The sequence below is a fragment of the Hydrocarboniclastica marina genome (genome assembly GCF_004851605.1).
GTDB classification, from domain to species: Bacteria; Pseudomonadota; Gammaproteobacteria; order Pseudomonadales; family Oleiphilaceae; genus Hydrocarboniclastica; species Hydrocarboniclastica marina.
In genome coordinates this window covers 1,598,649-1,617,342 of the sequence record NZ_CP031093.1, presented here as the reverse complement: position 1 = coordinate 1,617,342, position 18,694 = coordinate 1,598,649, and the positions used below count along the sequence as shown (strand labels likewise).

Here is an 18,694-nt window from a genome sequence, read left to right as displayed (position 1 = left end):
TCAAATCTCCTCGTCCGGGTCAGCCGCGCCGCCCTCGTCCGCATCGCCGCTACCGGACTGGTCAAGATCGGCTTCGTCAGCGGGAATCGTCGCTTCGCCTTCCGCTGCTTCGACTGGGGTATCTACGGCGCCTTCCTCAAGTTCCTCTTCTTCGGGCTCTTCGATCCGCTCCACACCGACAAGCTTTTCGTCTTCCTGACTGAGCTTGATCAGACGGACCCCCTGGGTGTTGCGGCTCAGGACCGAGACTTCTTCTGTGCGCGTGCGAACCAGAGTGCCTTTATCGGTAATGAGCATCATCTCGTCGCCTTCGAAGACCTGCAGTGCAGTCACCAGCGGGCCATTACGATCCGAGCACTGCATGCCGATCACACCCTGGCTGCCGCGACCGTAGCGGGGGAACTCATCCAGCTTCGAGCGTTTGCCGTAGCCATGCAAGCTGGCCGTCAGCACCAGGCCATCAGGATTGGGAATAATCAGTGATACAACCTCCTGACCTTTGCCCAGACGAATACCGCGTACGCCCCGAGCCGTGCGGCCCATGGCCCGGACCTGATCTTCGTGGAAGCGGATGGCTTTGCCCGCGGTGGAGAACAGCATGATCTCAGCGGTGCCATCGGTAATGGCGGTCCCGATCAGGTGATCGCCTTCATCAAGGTTAAGCGCGATCAGGCCATTACTGCGCGGTCGCGAGAAGCTGACCAAGGGGGTCTTCTTGATCGTGCCGAAGGCTGTCGCCATCAATACAAAATGGTCTTCCGGATAATCCCGTACCGCGAGGAACGAGGTAATCCGCTCGCCTTCGTCCAGGGGTAGAATGTTGACCATGGGCCGGCCACGGGAGCTGCGGCTGGCCTGCGGGATCTCAAACACCCGGAGCCAGTAAACCTTACCCTTGTTGGTGAAGCACAGAATCGTGTCATGACTATTGGCCACCAGCAGCTTCTCGATGAAGTCCTCGTCTTTCATTGACGTAGCTGACTTCCCGCGGCCGCCGCGGCGCTGGGCCTGATAATCCTCAACCGGCTGGGTCTTGGCGTAGCCGCCATGGGAGATGGTAACTACGAGATCCTGTTCGTCGATGAGGTCGGCAACCGTCAGGTCGCGCCGGGAGCTGGTGATCTCGGTACGACGCTTGTCGTTATACTCTTCCTTTACGGCGATCAGCTCTTCCCGGATCACTTCCAGCAAGCGGTCAGGGTCGCCGAGGATATGCAGTAGCTCGGCGATCTTCTCGACAATGGCCTTATATTCGGTGAATAGCTTTTCGGTTTCGAGACCGGTCAGGCGGTGCAGGCGCAGATCCAGGATGGCCTGGGCCTGTTCTGGCGAAAGGAAATACTCACCGTTGCGCATGCCGTAGTATTCCGGCAGGTCGTCCGGCCGGCAGACATCTTCGCCTGCCCGTTCCAGCATCGCGGTAACATTGCCTGGCGGCCAGGATTTGGCGATCAGCCGCTCTTTGGCCTCCGCAGAACTTGGGGATGCCTTGATCAGCTCGATAATCGGGTCGATGTTCGAAATCGCGACCGTGAGGCCTTCCAGAATATGCCCGCGCTCACGGGCCTTGCGCAGCTCGTAAATAGTCCGACGCGTGACCACTTCCCGGCGGTGACGAACAAATGAGTCGAGCACTTCCTTCAGGTTCAGGATCTGTGGCCGGCCGTCCCGCAGGGCAACCATATTAATCCCGAATACACTCTCCAGCTGGGTCTGGGCGAAGAGGTTATTGATTATGACTTCAGGGTTCTCGTTGCGACGCAGTTCAATGACGACGCGAATACCTTCCTTGTTCGACTCGTCCCGCAGCTCCGTAATACCTTCGATGCGCTTTTCCTTGACCAGCTCTGCGATCTTCTCAATCAGTCGCGCCTTGTTCAGCTGATACGGCAACTCGGTGATGATGATCGCATCACGGTTGGTCTTCTTGTCGTGTTCGAATTCGTAACGCGCGCGCATATAGATGCGGCCGCGTCCAGTCCGGTAGGCTTCGACGATGCCAGCACGGCCATTGATAATGCCTGCGGTCGGAAAATCCGGGCCGGGAATGTATTCCATCAGATCGTCGACGGTGAGGTTGTCGTCGTCAATCAATGCCAGGCAGGCGTCAATGACCTCACCCAGGTTGTGCGGGGGAATGTTGGTTGCCATGCCCACGGCGATGCCCGAAGAACCGTTTACCAGCAAGTTGGGGACACGGGTGGGCATGACTTCCGGGATCTGCTCGGTGCCGTCGTAATTTGGCACGAAGTCGACGGTTTCCTTGTCGAGATCCGCTAGCAGGGAATGGGAGATCTTTGCCATCCGAACTTCGGTATACCGCATGGCCGCGGCGCTGTCGCCGTCGATCGAGCCGAAGTTGCCCTGCCCGTCTACCAGCATGTAGCGCAGCGAAAACGGCTGCGCCATACGAACGATAGTGTCATAAACCGCGGAGTCGCCGTGGGGGTGGTATTTACCGATTACGTCACCGACCACACGGGCGGACTTCTTGTAACCCTTGTTCCAGTCATTGCCGAGTTCGGACATGGCAAAGAGCACCCGGCGGTGCACGGGCTTGAGCCCGTCACGGACATCCGGCAGGGCCCGACCGACGATAACGCTCATGGCATAGTCGAGGTAGGACTGCTTCAGCTCGTCCTCGATATTGACTGGCAGGATCTCTTTGGCTAATTCACCCATCGAGAATGGTTCCTTTGGATTTACGGGACATCGGCTGCCTCGCCCGCGGTAGCGACAGCGCTGTATTCACGGGCGGCGGCTCTAGGTTTTTTTATTCGGCGTAAGAGGCTGGCGAAGTGGCAGCGACTGGCTGATATAAGCGCGGGATAATAGCACAAAAGCGTTCTGAGGTGTCTCCCGGGAGAGTTTTACGTGGCCAGATCTAGCCGAAAACAACCGTCTTGTTCTGATGCACGATAACCCGGTCTTCCAGGTGGTAGCGCAGCCCCTTGGCCAGCACGCTTTTCTCTACATCTTTGCCGAGCCGCACCAGATCATCGGTGGTGTCGCTATGGCTCACACGGATGACGTCCTGCTCGAGGATCGGGCCTTCATCGAGATCCTGGGTGACGTAATGACATGTCGCGCCGATCAGCTTCACACCGCGCTGGTGAGCCTGATGGTATGGCTTCGCTCCGGCAAACGAAGGCAGGAAACTGTGGTGGATATTGATGATGCGGCCACTGTACTGCTCGCAAAGGCTACCGGGAAGAATTTGCATGTAACGGGCCAGCACAATGACGTCGGCCTGGTACTCGGTAAAGAGCTCTTCAACACGGGAGAACGCTTCTTCTTTATTCTCACGGCTGACTGGAATGTGGTGGTACGGAATGTCGTGCCATTCGACCATCCGCCGGAGGTCTTCGTGGTTCGAGATTACGGCGACCATGTTGGCGTTCAGCTCCTTGCTGTGCCAACGGTGAAGCAGGTCCGCTACACAGTGGGACTCTTTGCTGCACATCAGGATCACCCGCTTGGGGTCACGCGAGTCCCGGATGTTCCAGTTCATTTCGAATTCTTTTGCGATGGGCTCGAATGCAATGTGAAACGCATCGGGGCCGAATGGGAGCGAGCTGCCGCGAATCTCGTAACGCATGAAGAACCAGCCGACAGAAGGGTCCGCGTGGTGGCTGGCCTCGACAATCCAGCCGTTGTAATTGGCCAGGAAGCTACTGACCTTAGCGACAATGCCGACCCGGTCCGGGCAGGAAATAACCAGTCGGTAGGTGTGTTCCATGATGACGCTCTCCGGCTCAAACTCAGGCGTAGCTGCAAAGCCGGCAATGATAACCGAAGCTGAAGACCAAGGTAAGCGGGGCGCCCTCCGCCCCGCTCTTCGGAAAAGATCACGGTGTTCATTTTGAGTTAGAGAACGAATGACCCGACCGGACACGTAATTGTCGGCCTCGCCCTCAGGCGACGTTACTGATCGGCGTAGAGTGCATCAGTCTTGGCGGCCATAATAAAATCATTCTGGTGCAGCCCGCCGATCTTGTGCGTCCACCAAGTCACCGTAACTTTACCCCATTCGGTCAACAGCGCAGGGTGGTGGCCCTGCTGCTCGGCCAGCTCACCGGTCTCCCGCGTAAAAGCCAGGGCCTGGGCAAAGTTCCCGAACTTGTACTGGCGCTCAATCTGCTTCTCGCCATTTCGCTCCTCCAGATGCCAGAGGGGTACCTGTTCAAGCTTCTGTCGAATCTCGGCGTCTTGCATCGGGGACGAGTCTTTGCTGCACGGCTCGCATTGAACGCTATCAAGACCACTCATCTATAGACTCCTATCCTGCAGATTTCTCATTCGGGAGGCGGCGCCTGAGGGCATACGGGCCCAGAAAGTCCAGCCCCAGCATAGCAACCGATACCGGTTCAGGCACTGAAACCGCCGGTCGCTCATAGTCATAATTCAGAGAAACTATCACATCAAGAAAGGCGGCCCCCGTCAAAGCCGCATGCTCACACCTGAGAAAGCGGTCGAAACATGAACCACTGGTTCTGGAATTGAAAGGCCGGAGGGAGAGGCCGGGCGATGAAGCCCGGGCGCCGTTATGCGGCTGGCAGCGCTGGCGTCCAGGGTTCTGGACGCCAGGTCATCGCTAAAAACGCACTGCTCAAGGTGATCCTAGACGGATGCGGCCTCGATTATCTTCTGCTTCCAGAGCTTGGGTCCGGTCTCATGCACCGACACGCCACGGCTGTCGACGGCGACCGATACCGGCATGTCCTTCACCTCGAACTCGTAGATCGCTTCCATGCCCATCTCCTCGAATGCCACGACCCGGGAAGACTTGATTGCCTTGGACACCAGATAGGCCGAGCCGCCAACCGCCATGAGGTAGACCGCGCCGAACTTGCGGATGGCCTCGATCGCCACTGGGCCACGCTCGGCTTTACCGATCATGCCCATCAGCCCCGTCTCTTCCAGCATCTGATGGGTAAACTTGTCCATACGGGTGGACGTGGTCGGACCGGCGGGCCCAACGACTTCGTCGCGAATGGGGTCTACCGGCCCGACGTAGTAGATGAAGCGACCTTTGAGATCGACGGGCAGCTTCTCGCCGTTATTCAGCATGTCGACCATCTTCTTGTGGGCAGCGTCGCGACCGGTCAGCATCTTGCCTGACAACAGCACGGTCTCGCCAGGCTGCCACTCCTGGATCTCCGCCTGGGTCACGGTGTCCAGGTTCACCCGCCGTACGCTCTCGCCCACTTCCCAGGTAATGTCTGGCCAGTCGTCCAGGCTCGGCGGCGTCTGCAAGGCGGGGCCCGTGCCATTCAGGACAAAGTGTGCGTGACGTGTGGCGGCGCAATTGGGAATGATCGCAACGGGCTTGTTGGCCGCGTGTGTCGGGTAATCCTTCACCTTCACATCCAGCACGGTGGTAAGGCCACCCAGGCCCTGGGCACCAATGCCCAGCCCGTTCACCTTCTCGAACAGTTCCAGGCGTAACTCTTCCGCGCGGTTGCTCGCTCCACGAGCTTGCAGGTCCTGGATGTCGATCGGCTCGAGCAGTGATTCCTTCGCCAACTCCATGGCCTTTTCCGCCGTGCCGCCGATACCGATACCCAGCATGCCTGGCGGGCACCAGCCAGCACCCATCTTGGGAACCATATCCAGCACCCAGTCGACAACCGAATCGGAGGGGTTGAGCATGGCAAACTTGGACTTGGCTTCCGAACCACCACCTTTGGCTGCCACATGGATGTCAACGGTATTGCCCGGAACAATCTTGTAGTGGATAACAGCAGGCGTGTTGTCCTTGGTGTTCTGGCGCTTGCCATCCGGGTCAGCCAGCACCGATGCCCGCAGGATGTTGTCGGGGTGGCCATAAGCGCGGCGAACGCCTTCGTTGATCATGTCTTCCAGGCTCATGGTGGCGTCCCAGCTGACGTCCATACCGACCTGCACGAAAACAGTCACAATGCCGGTATCCTGGCAAATCGGCCGATGGCCCTGGGCGCACATTCTGGAGTTGATCAGGATCTGCGCCATGGCATCCTTTGCCGCTGCGGACTCTTCCCGTTCGTAGGCCTGATGTACGGCCTTGATGAAATCCACCGGATGGTAATAGGAAATAAACTGCAGAGCGTCTGCCACGCTCTCTATAAGATCATCCTGTCGGATCACCGTCGTCATGGTTTGGTCTCTCTCACTGCGGAAGCGTTAGGCGGAAAATACTTGGACTTCTACTCTCCTGGGCGGGTGCCGACAAACGGGCCACGCCGGAAGCGGTTCGCTCGAACCCGGCGAGTTTACCTCATCCCAAACCGCGAATCAGTTTCAAATGGCCCCGCCACATCAACCGTTCTGCAACGCAGGTGGCTTTACACCAGGAAAACCAGTCACATGCAAAGATCAGAGGCTTTATTAAACTGAATCGCAGTACAAGTGGTGACGCTGTCAGTCGCGACCGACGCACCCGATTTTCAAGGGATCGGGTGAGGTCCTGCGCCATGCTCAGTCGGCGCCTACGAGCTCAATTCGACAAAGTCCGTGCCCAAGGCTACTTTTAGAATGTCCCGTACCTGAACTCTGGCGTTTTCAGGACGCCAGCAGTTTACACACCAGAATCACACTAAAGTGCGATGAATCCATGACATCAGCTTCGTTATAGTCAAAGATTGAAATACCGGTCCACCCGAGCAGCCATCGCGCTCAGAAACAGAAAAACAGGCCTCCCACAGCCTTAATCATAAAAAGAAGGAAAGAAGGTCCCACATATGCCTAATAAAACGCTCATTAGCCTTGCCGTGGCTTCGTCCATAGCCCTCACCGGCTGTTTCGACGATGGCAGCTCAAGCAAGAATGCGGATCCTGATTACAAGATTTCGAGTGAACGCTATTCCGGCAAGACCTGGCCCCTTTTCAATCCTCTGACGGGCGCTTTGCCGATTCCGAGCGATCTTAACTTCCGCAGCGACAACGCGGACACCGCTGTTAATGAGGCAGACGGGTCATTCCAGATCGTTACAGGTGACCCTAACCCGGTCACAGAAGCACTGAATCAACTAAGCGGCGCATCGACGGTAGCGCCGCCTGTTGTCCAGTTCGACGGCGAAATAGATGCATCAACAGTTGATGCGCGTGCTTTCCTCATGGTCGACGGCTCACCCGTACCAAACCCCAACCAGAATGTGTTCTTGATCGAACTGGACTATGCAAGTGGAGATCCAGTGAGAGGCCTATCTGCTGGTGAGCCGCCTACTGTCCCTGTCGCGGTAGCGGCCGCTACTGCCGCCAAACTGAAAGCCACGCTAGAAGCAGGACAAACCCCCAGCGCTGAATTGGTCGCAGCTGGTACCGCTGCGGCTGAGCAGCTCGCAGCGCTGGCGATGGCCCCGGCCTATGAAGCAGAAGTCGTCACTCTGAGCGGAGACTCTGCCATCCGGATCAACCCGACCAGGCCACTTGAGCCGTTCACGCGTTACGTTGTGGCAGTGACCGATGAAGTGCTCGACATCAATGGCGACCCGATCGTGGCTTCCCCGACCTACTCAAACCTGACGCTAAACGGTCCGGATGCGCCGATCATAAACAAGGGCCTGGCACCTGTTCGCCGCCTGATAAACGGTTTCTGGGAGCCGACCGCGGCCGCCTACTTTCAGGTTACCAATTCGGCTCGTGGGGAGAGCAAACTAAGCGCCTCCGATATCACCTTGAGCTATAGCTTTACCACTTCTAACGATGAGCGCGTTCTCGCCTACATCGCCGATCCAGCGACCTATTTTGCCGAGACGCTAACAGGCGCGCTGCGCTTCGGCGCCGTCGAAGCCACGCTCAAAAATAACCCGGACGCGAGCTACGACACGCTTAAAGCCGCGGCCGATGGTGCTGTCGCCCACTTTGCGAGCACGCCAACAGCGACTGCTCTGACAGAAGCTGGCGTTTTTGGCGCCGCGGCAATGGGTGGTTGTACAGATATCACAATCAGCTGCGCTGGTGTCGGACTAAAAATAGCTAACTCAAATCCGGCCAATCCTGCGACCGTACCCTCTGCGGCTGACCGCAGCTCGACTGCTACTTTCGGGGCACCGCAAGACGTTACTCTCGTATCGGCTGTCACGAGCCAGGTCGGCATTAACTTCGGCGAAATCAATTTGGTTCAGGGGACCATCGAGCTGCCTTATTACCTGAGCGTGCCTTCAGCAAACACGGCATCGGCGGGTAGCGTTATAAACACCAAAAGCTGGGAGGCAGACGCTACGCTTGCCGCGCAGATCGGCAATCAGCTTGGGGTCAATTTCGGCCAGTCTGATCCGACCAACAGTAAAGTTGTAAACTACCGTTTCCCATTCCCCAAGGAAACGGCGAAGGTTCGCGTTCCGGTAATGGTTTTCTATCCGAACAATGCTGCATTGCTCGATAGCGGTACACTACCAGCGACCATTTACGCCCATGGCATTACCGCTGACCGCAGCGCTTCACTGACCTTCGGCAGCCAACTGGCACTGAACACCCAGGCTGCAGTTATCGTCATTGACCAGCCCGTTCACGGAATCGCCCCGTTCTCCACCGAAGAGCAACGGGAACTTGCAAAAAGGTTACTAACGGCCGGCGCGGAACAAGGACTACCAGAGCCGACTGAAGCAAATATTGATGCGCTGATTGCGGGCCAACTAGCCTACGGGACTACGGCTCAGATTTTGACTACGGCCGGCGCTATCAACGCTTCTGACGGCATCAGCGAGGCCGAAGACACGCAGATCAAGGGTACCATCGGAGCCGCATTGACTTCGGGCACAGGGAACCCACAACTAGACGCTGCGGTCCGTGGTCTCACCTCCTTTGAGAACACCGTCGAGAACGCGGGCAGTGTAGTTCCTGGCATCGCACCCACGGACTACGAGCGACACTTTAACTTCACGGCAAGCGCACAAAACACCCCAACCCCAATGAACTTCGATGAGTCCAACGCCGTAGGGGAATCAGGCTCCCTGTTTATTAACCTGACCAACTTTACCAACAGCCGCGATAAGAATCGTCAGGCAGTGGTAGACTTGCTGAATATTCGTGCGTCTCTGGGAAATCTGAGTTTTGCTGGCGGTGCTGCGGCGGATATTGATAACAGCAACGTCAACTTCACCGGACATTCACTCGGCGCGCTCGTTGGCGCTCCGTTTGTGGCTGTTGCCAACGAAAAGGGCCCATCAATCAGTCATACGCATTTACTGACACCAGGCGCAGGCATTGTACGTTTGCTTGAAAACTCCCCAACCTTCGCCCCACGGATTTTGGGAGGCTTGGCAGCTACCGGACTTCAGCAGGGTGATGCAGAACTTGAGACATTCTTTAATGTGAATCAGGCGGCTCTCGACTCAGCGGATCCGATCAACTTCGCGGATAACCTGGTTGCATCCGACTCGAAGGTGTTGCTGTCCCAAGTTAACGGCGATCAGGTCATCCCTAACGAAGCTGAAGTAGATCCTTTAGGAGCAGCGTTCAAGGCTTACCTGTCCGGCACACAGCCGTTGGCGGAGATGCTTAATGCAACCGCAGTTACGACCGCAACGGCGCCAATTGACCTTAACGTCAACCCGGCCGCCATCACGCGCTATATAGCGGGAACGCACCGGACGCCCGTATTGCCCGAGGGAGGCGACCTAGAAGAGCGCGTTTTCGCGGAAATGATCGGACAGAACGCGTACATGAACCAAGCTGATGTGATCATCATCTCGGATCCCCAGCCTTCCGAAATCATCCAGATGGACTAGAGATTTAAAGCTTTGTAATGCAATCAAAGCCCCGCGAACTTCGCGGGGCTTTCTTTAAGATCGAGGACCTTGCTGGGCCAATCAGCTTCGTCCTAGCTGAAACCGATCCCAATCCTCCACCTCATCAACGTCCCATAGCGTATTCAGTCGCCCGACTGTCAGCCCAACCTCTTCAGCACGCTGTGCCGTCTGCAGCAAAACCTTATCAGTTCCCCACTCCACTCCATCAAACATTCTGCTCTCTAAGTTCCTTACCCCAATCAGTACATAGCCCCCGTCTTCCGCCGGGCCCAACACAACATCGGTTTTCTCCAACGCTGCGGCAGCTTTTCGGACGTATTCCCCCTGTACCGCGGGGCAATCGCTGCCAACGATGATCACCCGCTCCACACGTTCAAGCCCGTCCCGCAGGGCACCGGACATCCGCTGCCCAAGGTTTCCTTCGCACTGAACCTGTTCCTTAACGCCATTCTGCTTCAGCAGGTCGAATAGTCGAGACGACTCAGCATATTGCAAGTCATCGGGCGCGCGATCCCACCAAAGCTCCACGGGAAAGCCTGCGACCAATAGATTCTCGAGTACAGCGGTGCTCAGCGCTAGGTGGGCATCAACGGCGCCTTGCTCGCCCAGTGCCGGGATGAGCCGCGTCTTGACGTTGCCTGCTGCTGGCCATTTGCAGAATTGGATCACGAGCGTGCTCGTTGCCGACGTCGAGGTCATATTTGCGGGGACTCTTCTAATGGATGGTGAAAGCGGCTCAATCGGAGCGGTAGTAGCGTTTCGTCAACTCCTCGGGAGGGGTGCCGCGCCAGTAGTCAAACCGCAGCCGCCACATCAGTATCACTGTGCGCCAGACCCCGTGCTGCTCCCAGCGACGACTGCTGGTGATTACAGGCGAAGAAACACAGTAAGGGCGCGAGCGCTGGCGTAGACGCTTGCTCAGTTCAACGTCTTCCATCAACGGTATCTCTGGAAATCCGCCAACGCTGACGAGTGTCTGGCGCCGCACGAACATGGCCTGATCGCCCGTGGCGATCCCCGTTAAACGGGAGCGCCACGACATCATTCGCTCGATCATTCGCAGTTCCGGCCGGCGGCCGCTTAGCCGAACATCGAACCGGCCCCAATCACGTGCTGAGCCATAAAAAGCCTCTAACGCGGCTTCGGCATCCGCCGGCAGACGCGTGTCGGCGTGCAAAAATAGCAACACATCCCCACTCTGTGCACGAGCGCCTTCGTTCATCTGCAGCGCACGCCCGGCAGCCGAAACGCGAACCTCGTCAACCAGGCCTGCACTGTTCGCCAGCGTGGCGTCGCGGCTTCCACCGTCCACCAGGATTACGCGATGCCCGCGCACGCGTAGAGACTGAAGCCGCTCAAGCGACTGCGTTATTACTTCGGCTTCGTTGAGAACCGGCATGACAATGTCGATTTTCACCGGTTTCGACCTGTCCAGTAACCCCAGAAGCGGCTGACTTCCACGCATTCGGGCCTAAACCACTCTCGAGACTTGCCCTGTACGCGCCAACTCATTACCATTTCATCCCTTCGTGCCTTTGTAGCTCAGCTGGATAGAGCAGCCCCCTCCTAAGGGGCAGGTCGCAGGTTCGAATCCTGCCAAGGGCACCACTCTTCCCCCGCCTGTATTGTTCACGTCGAGATTGCTGACGTCGGTGTACCCCGACGGCGTTCGCTCTTCATTACCGGCTTTACGGGCTATGTTGCCAGGCTCAGTAATCGAGCGTCCAAGGTGCACCGCTGATCAATGATCCTGGCTGACAAAGGCCTCGAGCGAAGTGGCCGAGATGGGTTTCGAAAAATAGTAGCCCTGAAAGTAATCACAGCCGCAATGCTTGAGAATCTGCAGTTGCTCTGAAGTTTCTACCCCTTCGGCCAGCACGGCCATCCCGTGGTTGTGGCCTATTGCGATGATGTTCTGGACCATTTTTAGCGCGGTTTCATCAGTCACAATGTCATCGATGAAACTCTTGTCGATTTTGATTTCGTCCAGCGGCAGGTGCCGCAGGATGCTCAACGACGAATAGCCTTTACCGAAGTCATCCAGCGCAATCTTAATACCTGCATCATGGAATTCGCCCAGCATTCCCTGGACCCGTTGCAGGTCTTCAATGACCAGATTTTCGGTGACTTCAAGACACAGCCGGCCAAACGGAATCCCGCTCTCTTGGACTTTAAAGATTAGATTCCGCACGAATGTATCATCCGCAAACTGGCGGACCGAAATATTAATCGACAATCGGAAGTCCAGGCCGCAGCGGTGGCGTAATCCGCAGATTTCGCTTAACGCCAGGTCGATAATGTAGGCCCCCAGCGGGCCCATCTGCCCCGAACTCTCGGCCACGCCAATAAACTGGTCTGGCGCGACAATGCCAAGCTCCGGGCTCTGCCAGCGCGCCAGGGCCTCGACGCCAAAAAGATTTCCGGCAGCGTCCACCTGCGGCTGATAGCTCAGGTAGATTTCTCCACGTTTCTCCGCGCCGCGTAGAAACTGTTCTATCTGCATTTGTCGCAGGTAATGCATCTCGAGATGCGGCTGGAACAAGCAGACGCTGTTGCGCTTTTTCTTGGCCTCGTACATCGCTATGTCAGCCGCTCTGAGCAACTCATCCAGCTCGGTGCCATGGTGCGGTAACCGGGCAATACCGATGCTACAGCCAGGGGAAAAGTGCCGCTCAGATACAGGTACGGTTTCGCAGGCCTCGTATATCAGCCGCGACAACCGCTTCTCATTTTCATCCAACGAATTCCCCGTCGTCAGAAAAACAAATTCATCGCCGCCGTGTCGCACCACCAGCTCCTGGTTGCCTGCCAGGGCCAGAAATCGTCGTGCCAGCTCAACCAGAATCCGGTCACCGACGCTGTGGCCGAAGTTATCGTTTATGCCTTTGAAGTTATCCAGATCAACAAACAGCAGCGAAAACTCCGACCTTTCTTGTTTCCACTCCAGGAAGCTCTTCAGCAAAAAGTTCCGATTGGGCAGCTGGGTCAGTGCATCGTGGTTCGCCTGGAATTCAAGCTCTCGCCGGCGTTTTTTGTCGACGTTATCGATGTATCTGAACAGCAGGTACATGCCGGTCAGGAACGCCAGCATGATGACGAGGTACGATGCAAGAACCCGACGGAACTGGCCAACCAGGTGCTGCTCCTCTATTTCCGAGATCAGCCAGAATTCATACCGAGGATGATAAAGCGCCACGCCACGAACATAACCTCGCTCTGTATGCGTATTGCGCCGAAAGACTATGGGCTCGTAGGCCGCGTCCAAATTCGTCGGGTCGCCCTCTGCAGCAGACTCAAGCGCCAGCATAAGATTTTGATACGCCGCTGGCTCCATTTGCCGGCTATGAAACTGACTGATCGCCTGACCATTGGTCGCGTACTGGATGTAGCGGTCGCGACTGCGCAGTATGGTCACCTGATTGAATGGCCCAAGCACCGATTTTCGCCCGAAAAACCCCTTCTTGGCATGCACGCTCAGAGCCCCGGTCATCACCCCGAGCACGCGCCCATCCTCATCACGTATGGCTTTGCGCGCTGGCACAACCAGACGCGGCGCGTAGTACGTTCGGCCAAGAACCATTCTGTCCGTGACGAGTGCAAAAGCGAAGGAATCCCGGGTGTGAGGCAGGCTCAGAAGATTGGGCAGGTTGTCGCTTTCGAGGTTGGACGTTAATTCAAGCACTTCGCCCGTGGGAGAGACCAGGGCGAAACCGGAGAACAGCTCGGGGTTGAGTTCCATCAACTCATCAAGCCGGGCCTGGACATCGGCTGGTTCGCGGTCGTAGCGTTCGATGATGTCGTAACCAATGAGCGTAATGATAGCTTCGTGCTGTTCCAGGAGCGCGGACCAGCTAGCGAACCATTGCTTCACCAGCCCTTTCTGGCTGAGTTCGTAGTGGGCAGCCATCTCATGCCATCGCGACGCGGAACGCGCGCCCAGCAAAGTAACGCTGGTTATCACCAGGAGCAGAAACAACAGCCAGATATTCTTCTTGAAAATATTCATCTATGTTGCGGCCCGCCGGGGTTGCGTGATTTCCGTGGCCAGATAAAAACCGACTGCTATAGAGAGAGCATAGGCGATAAACGGGCTCGGGCGCGAACCTGTACACGGCCGAAGATCAGTTAGTGGCTGCTATCAGCCCGGTAGCGACCCCCTACATAAGGCAGAGGCATTACGCCCCGCGCGGCCCCAACAGTATCACTGCCGCACCTGCCAGGCAGATGCCAGCACCCAGCAAGTCCCACCGGTCCGGCATCCGCTGCTCCACCAGCCAAAGCCAGAGCAATGCGCTAACAATATATACTCCACCGTACGCAGCGTAGGCTCTACCGGCGTAGTCTGCATCCACTAGGCTCAGAAGCCACGCAAACAGCGCCAGGCTTAACATTCCGGGGACAAGCCATAGCACCGACCCACTTAGCCGGTACCAGGACCAGAACGCGAAGCAGCCTGCGATTTCAGCAAGCGCAGCGCTGAGGTAGACGAATGCGGTAAACATGTGAATCGTGCCTTGTCTTGTCAATATTGGACGGCTGGCGAGCCATAGGATCAGTTCACCGCGACTGATCGGTGATAACGCAGTTACAGTGTACTGAACAACAAGCAGGAGTAGGCCATGGAACCGAAAATGGTGCTCAAACAGATTCTCTACAGCGTAAACCCAAAGTCGATCATCTGCTGTGGCGAACAGGCCTGCCTTCTGGCTGAAGCCTGGCATTGCGACTATCCGGAAACGCGTGTGACGCGCATTTCAGCGGATGACCCTACAGCTGTCTTTCCGCTTGATCAGTTGTACGACGTTGCGTTGATTTCTGAAACCCTTGAACAGCTATCCCATGCTCAGGGAAGAAATCTTCTGGGCCAGTTGCGCAATTCGGGCGCCCGCAGAATCGCTGTGATGACGGAAACCCATGCCCCGTGGCAATTCGCAGATTTCATTGGCCTGGGGTTCAAGCGCATTCTCGATTCGGCGGGGCAACCTCCGGCAAGTATTTATGCCTACGACATCGACAACTATAACCACAAGCGACAATGGAACAATGCTGAAAACTGGGCTAACCCCGGCAGGTGGAACAAATCTCACTGGTGATGGAAACACTAGCCTTTAAGCATCTGTTCGCTGGACACGAGCGGGAAACCGTATTTCACACCTTGTACGAACCGCTGGAGCAAGCTGGTGGCATCCCGCGTGGGCTTTAACTGCTCACGCATCATGTCAGGGTTACGCCCTTCCGCAAGCAGATCCATGCGCTGCCGATCTATATAAGCTGCCATCACCTGCTCGGAAAACTCGGGATGAAACTGTAGGCCCCACGCCGTGGTCCCCACGCGGAAGGCCTGGTGTGGCTCACTTTCTGATCTGGCCAGAAGCGTCGCGCCGTCCGGCAGCGCGATCACTGACTGGCGATGCGTGAGGTGCGCAGGAAAGCTGGCAGGCAGACCCCCAAACAGGGGGTCGTCTGCCGCCCTGTCGGTCAAGGTAACGTCCAGTGTTCCCATTTCCCTGCCATCGGCATGACCGCCCACCTTGCCGCCCAGCGCGTGTGCCAGCAACTGGTGGCCGTAGCAGACGCCAAGCGCGGGTCGACCCCAACTCACCCACTCCGCGAGCCATGCCGCGGTAGCTTCGCTCCAGTCAGCGCGGTCCGTGACCATGGCCGGAGACCCTGTCACCACAACGCCATCCCCATCGGCAAAGTCTGGCAGAGGCTCGCCATTCGAAACGTCACTTACCACGAAAGATACGCCGTCGATCTGCATCGCCCGCTTGAATAAGATGTCGAAATCGCCCAGATTACGCGCGATCTCAGGAAATGTCGTTCCAGTTTTCAGAATCAGGATCCGGGTCATACACACTCCAGGCCGGGGCTTTCTGTTAGGCTAAAACCCGTTATGGTATCCCATAGCATCGATATGATCAGAAAGAGGAAGGCTGCCATGGGAAGCGAAAGATGCGTTCGAGTCAAAATAAACGGATACGTTCAGGGTATAGGGTTTCGAGCTGCAACTCAGGACATCGCGCAGAAACACGGCATTACAGGTAAAGCTGTAAACTGCCCTGATGGCTCTGTGGAAGTGACCGCGTGCGGTGAAGAAGATTCCATCGCCAAGCTGGTGAAATGGCTACACCAGGGACCCGACAAGGCAAAGGTGGAGTCCGTGACTGTTGAGAGTGTTGACGTTACGACGCCCAAAAACTTCACTACCGGTTAGCCGCTTTTCTGCCAATGACTCAAGGGTAAACCGCGGAGCTACCGGCGCCGCGGCCACCTCCCGCCGTACCGATTATCCTTAGCCATCCGCCCGGCTTATGCCCGGAAAATATACTGGCCAACCTAACCTGGTTTTGCCCTTCGTCACGCCCAGGCTTTACAGGGCTACAGACACTGTATATATTGACAGCATACTGTATATACAAACAGCCAGGGATCACGCGATGAAACTAACGCCTCGCCAAACGGAAGTCCTCACGTTAATCAAACGGAACATCGAGGATACCGGCTATCCCCCTACCCGCGCCGAGATAGCGAAGGAGTTGGGATTCAAGTCGGCCAACGCGGCGGAAGAGCACTTGCGCGCCCTTGCTCGCAAAGGGGCCATTGAAATGGTGCCTGGGGCGAGCCGGGGAATAAGGCTACCGGACGACCCGGCAGCTCAGGGTTTACCGATCATCGGTCAAGTAGCCGCGGGTAACCCCATCCTGGCCCAGGAAAACATCGAGGATTACTGCGCGCTCGCACCAGAGTTTTTCTCGCCCGCCGCCAGTTACTTTCTCCGCGTCCGGGGGATGAGTATGAAGGATGTCGGGATTTTCGATGGAGACCTGCTAGCTGTTCACAGCACTCAGAATGTTCGCAACGGCCAGATCGTCGTCGCGCGACTGGGGGACGAGGTCACCGTGAAGAGATTCAAACGCGAGGGCCACCAGGTCTGGCTATTACCTGAGAACGAAACTTTCGAGCCGATCGAAGTAGATCTGCGCGAGCAGGAGCTTTTTATTGAAGGTCTGGGTGTAGGCGTCATTCGAAAAGATGAGCTGCACTGAGCGTGATACCAGGCTGTAAGCCCGGTATCCGCTTGCCCACTCCCGGGCGCACCAACCGCTGTCACACGCCAGGAGACTGAAGCCATGGAACAACTTATCCTTGACGCCCCTTGTCACAAGCACAAGCCCTGGATGGCTGAAGTCGGCCAGCGCCCGGCAGTCGCGCCCGTGCAACGTCCGCGTCGGGCTTCCCCCGTTGTCGTCACCCCCATAGCTCCGGCAGAAGACGCTTGTGGTGGTACTGGCAACGTGACGGAAATTATTCTTCCCCAGAGTCAGGTCGAAAATTTTCAGCTTCTACTGCCGATGCTGACACAGCTCAACCAGGAAGAACGCTGGCTGGCGTGGGTTGATCCACCTGCTTCGCTGGTGCAGAAATGGCAGCAGCACCACGGCATTGTGCCTGGGCAATTACTGGTCCTTCGCTCATCCGAACAGCACGATGCACTTGAGATGGCTGAAAGGGCGTTGGCCGCTGGCACGTGCCATGCTGTAGTTCTGTGGTCGGGAAAATTGAGCAAGAGTGCCCACGCCAGACTGGAGCACGCATCAGCCAAAGGTCGCAGTCATGGCGTCGTCCTGAGAACTCGCTGATTACTCAGGCATTGTCATGTTCCGACGCACTAGGTGATTGATGCAGTAAGCGCTTGAACGATAAGCCGTTGGCTCAACTCGCTGAAAGTGCTTGCTTTCCCGTCGCGAGGCGCGACCCGGGCTGTGTACCAAGGCAACCGGACGTAGTTCGTTGGGCAGACACGGGTCCCTGGAAGGCCAGTGCTTGCGGGTAGACCTCGGCCCTATAGCTCGGCACTTTCACTGCAGTGCTCAAACAGCAGCTCGCAATGCCACGGTTAGTGCAGTGTATGAGTTTGCTCTTCGCTTTCTGACTCTGAATCGGGCTCCAGTTCTGCCTCTACCTCAAACTCGTCAGACAGGGTCCCGACAGCTTCGATACCGGCTGCTATCATGGCTTTGGCCACTTCCAACTCGTTGTCCTGCAACATTTCTCTCGCTTCCCGCGAAAACGAGATTTTAACCAGAGGCGACTTGTCGTCGTCAGAGCGGCGTAGCGCATAGTCGCCGTTAGGCAGTTCTATGATTTCCAGAAAAGAGGTGGGCATTCTTCTCGCCTTCTATGTAAGAGACTACGGCATGCACCGCCAGCCCGTGAATTTCGATACTGAACCAGCTCAGCTGCACCCTTCTCAGCTGGACCATCCAGCGGTACGCCTATTTCAGACAGATACGTAAGCAGGTTTGTTCCCTGCTTCTACCACTCATCGTGCCTCTGGCTAAGCTCGGCAGTATAGGTCTTAAATTCTTTGATGAGGCCCAGCAGATCGGCTGGTGTCGTCGCAGGCCCTTCATCCGCAATGGCTATGATCAGGTTACTGCCATGGTCATGCTCACTCGCAGCTCTTGGTTCTTCTCGCGGATGCATCAGCCAGGCGGCCAACATTTCCAGCTGATACCACCAGCTATGCCTGTTCTGACTCAACTGACGAAGATTCTGTATGTCAGGATTGTTCTCACCCAATAGCTGGCTCAACGCGTCCAGGGAGACAACCTCATTCACTTTATTCTGGTTCGATTGCGCAATCAGGACCAGCAGACTTGCCCTGGCGTTGAGTATCAGGGCGACAGCGCCCTGAACCAATGCGGTGCGCTGTACTTTACTGGGTTCAACCTGAACTTTACTGGGTTCAACCTGATGATCACCACCGCCGGTCGAGCGCAGCAATGTTTCAGCCAGGAACAGTTTCTCCTGAACGACTCTCTGCCACTTCAAGATGCGCCTCCGGCTCCTGCGAATAGATTGCCTAGTGTACCAAAATCTGCGAAATGTCGTTACCGGATGCGATAGCCCCCGATGGCTACCCGGCGATCGGCCGGTTTTTCGGGCTCTCCCCGCAC

16 protein-coding genes and 1 tRNA gene are annotated in these 18,694 nt (G+C 56.7%); 6 read left to right on the top strand and 11 right to left on the bottom strand.

Annotation, left to right across the window (positions count from 1 at the left end):
• From gyrA to soil367_RS07185, 4 genes are all read right to left on the bottom strand, one after another.
• Nucleotides 1-2,682, bottom strand: a complete 2,682-nt coding sequence (gyrA, locus tag soil367_RS07200; protein WP_136548311.1) for a DNA gyrase subunit A — start codon at nt 2,680-2,682, stop codon at nt 1-3.
• Between the two features lie 202 nt (nt 2,683-2,884).
• A complete protein-coding gene (gene purU, locus soil367_RS07195) occupies nt 2,885-3,739 on the bottom strand; it encodes a formyltetrahydrofolate deformylase (RefSeq protein WP_136548309.1) in 855 nt (284 codons plus the stop codon).
• Nucleotides 3,740-3,924: 185 nt separating this feature from the next.
• A complete protein-coding gene (locus soil367_RS07190) occupies nt 3,925-4,269 on the bottom strand; it encodes a 4a-hydroxytetrahydrobiopterin dehydratase (RefSeq protein ID WP_136548300.1) in 345 nt (114 codons plus the stop codon).
• A gap of 351 nt (nt 4,270-4,620) precedes the next feature.
• The gene (locus soil367_RS07185; RefSeq protein WP_136548297.1) at nt 4,621-6,135 is read right to left on the bottom strand and encodes a fumarate hydratase; all 1,515 of its coding nucleotides are present in this window, start codon (nt 6,133-6,135) and stop codon (nt 4,621-4,623) included.
• Nucleotides 6,136-6,719: 584 nt separating this feature from the next.
• Between soil367_RS07185 and soil367_RS07180 the strand changes: the two genes are divergently transcribed.
• Nucleotides 6,720-9,710: a hypothetical protein gene (locus soil367_RS07180; RefSeq protein WP_136548295.1), complete on the top strand. Its 2,991-nt coding sequence runs from the start codon at nt 6,720-6,722 to the stop codon at nt 9,708-9,710.
• An 81-nt stretch (nt 9,711-9,791) separates the two neighbouring features.
• Here soil367_RS07180 and soil367_RS07175 read toward each other — a convergent pair whose 3' ends face one another.
• The gene (locus soil367_RS07175; protein ID WP_136548293.1) at nt 9,792-10,430 is read right to left on the bottom strand and encodes a TIGR04282 family arsenosugar biosynthesis glycosyltransferase; all 639 of its coding nucleotides are present in this window, start codon (nt 10,428-10,430) and stop codon (nt 9,792-9,794) included.
• Between the two features lie 37 nt (nt 10,431-10,467).
• Nucleotides 10,468-11,148, bottom strand: coding sequence for a TIGR04283 family arsenosugar biosynthesis glycosyltransferase (locus tag soil367_RS07170; RefSeq protein ID WP_246065577.1), 681 nt, complete (start codon nt 11,146-11,148; stop codon nt 10,468-10,470).
• A gap of 114 nt (nt 11,149-11,262) precedes the next feature.
• Here soil367_RS07170 and soil367_RS07165 point away from each other — a divergent pair.
• Nucleotides 11,263-11,339: transfer RNA gene (locus soil367_RS07165), tRNA-Arg, on the top strand.
• 133 nt (nt 11,340-11,472) lie between these two features.
• Here the strand turns inward: soil367_RS07165 and soil367_RS07160 are convergent.
• Together soil367_RS07160 and soil367_RS07155 are read right to left on the bottom strand one after the other, a co-directional pair.
• Nucleotides 11,473-13,737 carry a bifunctional diguanylate cyclase/phosphodiesterase gene (locus tag soil367_RS07160; protein WP_136548289.1) on the bottom strand — a complete coding sequence of 755 codons (2,265 nt, stop codon included), beginning with the start codon at nt 13,735-13,737 and terminating at the stop codon, nt 11,473-11,475.
• Between the two features lie 169 nt (nt 13,738-13,906).
• On the bottom strand, nt 13,907-14,233 hold the full coding sequence (locus soil367_RS07155) for a YnfA family protein (RefSeq protein ID WP_136548288.1): 327 nt from the start codon (nt 14,231-14,233) through the stop codon (nt 13,907-13,909).
• Nucleotides 14,234-14,350: 117 nt separating this feature from the next.
• Here soil367_RS07155 and soil367_RS07150 point away from each other — a divergent pair, with 117 nt between their 5' ends.
• On the top strand, nt 14,351-14,824 hold the full coding sequence (locus soil367_RS07150) for a DUF6231 family protein (RefSeq protein WP_136548286.1): 474 nt from the start codon (nt 14,351-14,353) through the stop codon (nt 14,822-14,824).
• An 8-nt stretch (nt 14,825-14,832) separates the two neighbouring features.
• On the opposite strand, the gene soil367_RS07145 is transcribed toward soil367_RS07150, so the two are convergent.
• Entirely contained in the window at nt 14,833-15,585 is a 753-nt protein-coding gene (locus tag soil367_RS07145) for a glutamine amidotransferase (RefSeq protein ID WP_172962294.1), read from the bottom strand.
• A gap of 87 nt (nt 15,586-15,672) precedes the next feature.
• Between soil367_RS07145 and yccX the strand changes: the two genes are divergently transcribed.
• The 3 genes from yccX to soil367_RS07130 all read left to right on the top strand — a co-directional run bounded on the left by yccX (nt 15,673) and on the right by soil367_RS07130 (nt 17,374).
• Nucleotides 15,673-15,948 carry an acylphosphatase gene (yccX, locus tag soil367_RS07140; RefSeq protein ID WP_136548281.1) on the top strand — a complete coding sequence of 92 codons (276 nt, stop codon included), beginning with the start codon at nt 15,673-15,675 and terminating at the stop codon, nt 15,946-15,948.
• A gap of 223 nt (nt 15,949-16,171) precedes the next feature.
• A complete protein-coding gene (gene lexA / locus soil367_RS07135) occupies nt 16,172-16,780 on the top strand; it encodes a transcriptional repressor LexA (protein WP_136548279.1) in 609 nt (202 codons plus the stop codon).
• Nucleotides 16,781-16,864: 84 nt separating this feature from the next.
• Nucleotides 16,865-17,374 (top strand): cell division inhibitor SulA, encoded by a 510-nt coding sequence (locus soil367_RS07130; protein WP_246065576.1) that lies wholly within the window; start codon nt 16,865-16,867, stop codon nt 17,372-17,374.
• A 257-nt stretch (nt 17,375-17,631) separates the two neighbouring features.
• Here soil367_RS07130 and soil367_RS07125 read toward each other — a convergent pair whose 3' ends face one another.
• Nucleotides 17,632-17,901 carry a hypothetical protein gene (locus soil367_RS07125; RefSeq protein WP_136548278.1) on the bottom strand — a complete coding sequence of 90 codons (270 nt, stop codon included), beginning with the start codon at nt 17,899-17,901 and terminating at the stop codon, nt 17,632-17,634.
• A 149-nt stretch (nt 17,902-18,050) separates the two neighbouring features.
• A complete protein-coding gene (locus soil367_RS07120) occupies nt 18,051-18,569 on the bottom strand; it encodes a DUF6586 family protein (protein ID WP_136548276.1) in 519 nt (172 codons plus the stop codon).
• Between the last annotated feature and the right edge of the window lie 125 nt (nt 18,570-18,694).